This window comes from Mesorhizobium sp. WSM4814, from assembly GCF_055811595.1.
The window spans coordinates 1-3,226 of sequence record NZ_JBVVQT010000052.1 but is presented as its reverse complement, the minus strand read 5'-3'; the positions used below and the strand labels follow the sequence as shown (position 1 = coordinate 3,226).

Sequence of the window (3,226 nt, the reverse complement as noted above, 5' to 3'; positions counted from 1 at the left end):
GGTGGGGGGGGTGGGGGGGGTGGTGGGGTGGGGGGGGCGCCGGGGGGGGCGGGGGGGTGGGGTTTTTTTGTGGGGGGGGGGGGGGCGGCGCCCGGGGGGGGGGGGGGGGCGCCCCCTGACGGTGACGAAGACGATGACCACGTCCTGCAGCGTCGCCGGCAGGGCGCTCTCAAAAATGTCTTTCAGCATGTCGCGGCGGTGGCGCAGGCCGAGATCGTTGAGCAGCGCCTTCATGATCGCGGCGTGGCCAGGGTAGCGGATGGTACGATAGTTCAGCGTGCGCACCTTGCCCTTCAGGGTTTCGGCCAGCGTGCCGAGCCCGCCCGAGGTGTTGAACGCCTCGTAGGTGACGCCGTCGAGCGAGAATTCCTCGCGCTCCTCCAGCGGCGGTACCTCGATCAGTTCGCCTTCGACGATCGCCTCGCAAGGCTCGCAATATTCGTTGATGACGCCGTCCGTGCTCCAGGTCAGATTGTAGTTCAGCGCATTCGACGGGTATTGCGGCAGTGCGCCGACCCGCATGCGCACGCTTTCCAGCGTGTCGAAGCGGCTGGCGAGATCATTGGCGACGATCGAGATGAAGCCCGGCGCCAGCCCGCATTGCGGGATGAAGGCGCTGTCGGCGGTACGCGCCAATTGCCTGACGCGCCGGGTCGCGACGACGTCCTCGGTCAGGTCGAGATAATGCACACCGGCGCTGGCCGCCGCTTCGGCGATGCGCGTGGTCAGGTGGAAGGGCGCGGCGCTGAGCACCGCGAACCTGCCGGCCAGGGCCGCTTCGAGCGTGCCGGCGGCTTCGATGTCGAGTTCCAGCGTCTCGACCGTTTCAGGCAGTTCGACCGCGCCGAGCTGTGCGGCCGAACGGTCGACGAGGGTTATATGATAGTCGCCGGTGGAAACCAGCATCTCGGCGATGGTCGAGCCGATCTTGCCGGCGCCGACAATTATGATGTCCTTCATGACAGTTCCCTCGCCTTGCCTTTCACAGAGCGGACAGAATCGCAGCTTGCCTGTCGAAAGGAAGTGTTGAACTGTTCAAAACGAAGTGCCAAATTGGACAGTATGCCGATGAGGTTCGTCGAAAGTGCTTAGCAACGCCGAACAGGCCCTGCTCTCCCTGCTGCGCGCGAATGCGCGCGCCTCGACGGCCGAACTGGCGCGGCGGCTCGGCGTGTCGCGGACGACGGTGCAGAGCCGGATCGAGCGGCTGGAACAGCGCGGCATCATCACCGGCTATGGCGTCCGGCTTTCACCCGACTACGAACAGGGACTGGTGCGGGCGCATGTCCTGCTCACCGTCACGCCCAAGCTTGCCGACAAGGTGGTGCGCAGCCTGCAGGCGCTGGCGCCGGTGCGGACGCTGCATTCGGTGAGCGGCAATTTCGACATGATCGTCATCGTCGACGCGCCCTCGATCAAGGACCTCGACACGCTTCTCGATGAGATCGGCGCGATGGACGGGGTCGAGCGGACATCGTCGTCGATCATCCTGTCGACGCGGATCGACCGGTGAGTGCTGCCCGCGTTGGCGCGGCCCAGAAACGCTGGCGGGACAGCACCCCCCTCTGCCCTGCCGGGCATCTCCCCCTCAAGGGGGAGATCGGCAATTTTGGCGCTCCGCTATCTCTGCGAGGTTCCTGTAATAAAGCAACATCATTCCAAAAAAATGTTGCTTTCCAACACGGCCTATATGAGAATTGCGCGGACAGGCCGGTTTGAACGAGAACACACAGGACGCCGATGCAATTTGATCTCCTGCTGAAGGGCGGCCGCCTCATCGATCCGGCGTCTGGCCTCGACGCGCGACGCGATCTGGCCATCGTCAACGGCCGCATCACCGCGATCGATCCCGACATTCCCTTCGAGCGCGCCGCGCGCGTCATCGATGCGACAGGGTCCATCGTCGCACCCGGCCTCATCGACCTGCATAGCCACGTCTATTGGGGCGGCACATCGCTCGGCGTCGACGCCGACCGCCTCGCCGCAAAAGGCGGCACCACAACCTTCATCGACGCCGGAAGCGCTGGCGCCGGCAACTTCCTCGGCTTTCGCCGCCACGTCATCGAGCGCTCGAAGGTCCGCATCCTGGCCTATGTCAACATTTCCTTTGCCGGCATTTTCGGCTTCTCGCAGACCGTTTCGGTTGGCGAGTGCAGCGATCTGCGGCTCTGCGAACCGCGCGAGACGGTGGCGGCGGTGCGCGAGCACGCAGACGTGGTCGTCGGCGTAAAAGTACGCTCGGGTCGCCATGCCGGCGGCAGCAGCGGCATCGCGCCGGTCGATCTGGCGCTCGAGGCTGCCGACCAGGCCGGCCTGCCGCTGATGGCGCATATCGACGAGCCGCCGCCAGGCCGTTCGGAAGTGCTGCCGCGGCTGCGCAAGGGCGACATCCTCACCCACTGCTTCCGGCCGTTTCCCAACGCGCCGGTCTTCGCCTCGGGCGCGGTCCGGCCCGACATGCGGCTGGCGCGCGAGCGCGGCGTCATCTTCGACATCGGCCACGGCATGGGCTCGTTCGATTTCTCGGTTGCCAGGGCGATGCTCAGCGAAGGGCTGGCGCCTGACGTGATCAGCAGCGACGTGCATCTCTACTGCGTCGACGGTCCGGCCTTCGACATTCTGGTGTGCATGTCGAAATTGCTGGCGCTCGGCATGCCGCTGGTCGAGGTGCTGCGCGCGGCGACACAACGGCCGGCCGAGGCGATCGCAAGGCCCGAGCTTGGCACGCTTAAGGTCGGTGCAGTCGGCGACATCGCAGTGCTGCGGCTGCGTCCGGGCCGTTTTACCTTTGTCGACGCGGTCGGCGCCTCGCTGGTCGCCGAGCAGAGGCTGGTATCGGACGGCATCGTGGTCGACGGCACCTGGTGGCCGAACGAAGCGGCTAACGATTTTGGCGATACCGACCGCTACGAAGCGCATGCGCATGAGACGCATGTCGATGTGGTGAGTCGGCATTTCGGGCGTGGGTGAAGGCTGGGCGGCTCTTCCTTCTCCCCTTGTGGGAGAAGGTGGCCGAGCGAAGCTCGGTCGGATGAGGGGTGCTCCAGAGAACACCAACGCCTCACTCCGTCCAACACCCCTCATCCGTCTTGGCGCTGCGCGCCAATCCACCTTCTCCCACAAGGGTGTTTGGACTGGGGACATCGCGGACAGGTGTGCGAGGACATCGCGAACAGTTTTGCGCATTGTGCGCGAGGGGGTTCGGGATGCCATTCAAGGACAGAAG

Annotated in this window: 3 protein-coding genes; 2 read left to right on the top strand and 1 reads right to left on the bottom strand. The window is 65.4% G+C overall.

Translation table 11 applies throughout. The annotated features are described in order from the left end of the window. A partial coding sequence (locus AC0L2V_RS31935) for a saccharopine dehydrogenase family protein (protein WP_473522157.1) occupies window positions 1–960 on the bottom strand: 960 nt, incomplete at its 3' end. Window positions 961–1,084: 124 nt separating this feature from the next. Here AC0L2V_RS31935 and AC0L2V_RS31930 point away from each other — a divergent pair. Next, on the top strand, window positions 1,085–1,513 hold the full coding sequence (locus AC0L2V_RS31930) for an Lrp/AsnC family transcriptional regulator (protein WP_091592090.1): 429 nt from the start codon (window positions 1,085–1,087) through the stop codon (window positions 1,511–1,513). 227 nt (window positions 1,514–1,740) lie between these two features. Then, entirely contained in the window at window positions 1,741–2,970 is a 1,230-nt protein-coding gene (locus AC0L2V_RS31925) for an amidohydrolase/deacetylase family metallohydrolase (protein ID WP_473522156.1), read from the top strand. Window positions 2,971–3,226: the final 256 nt, after the last annotated feature.

Bases quoted from the DNA above. Each gene is read 5' to 3' on its own strand.
- AC0L2V_RS31925 (WP_473522156.1), top strand. From the start codon at position 1,741: ATGCAATTTGATCTCCTGCTGAAGGGCGGCCGCCTCATCGATCCGGCG.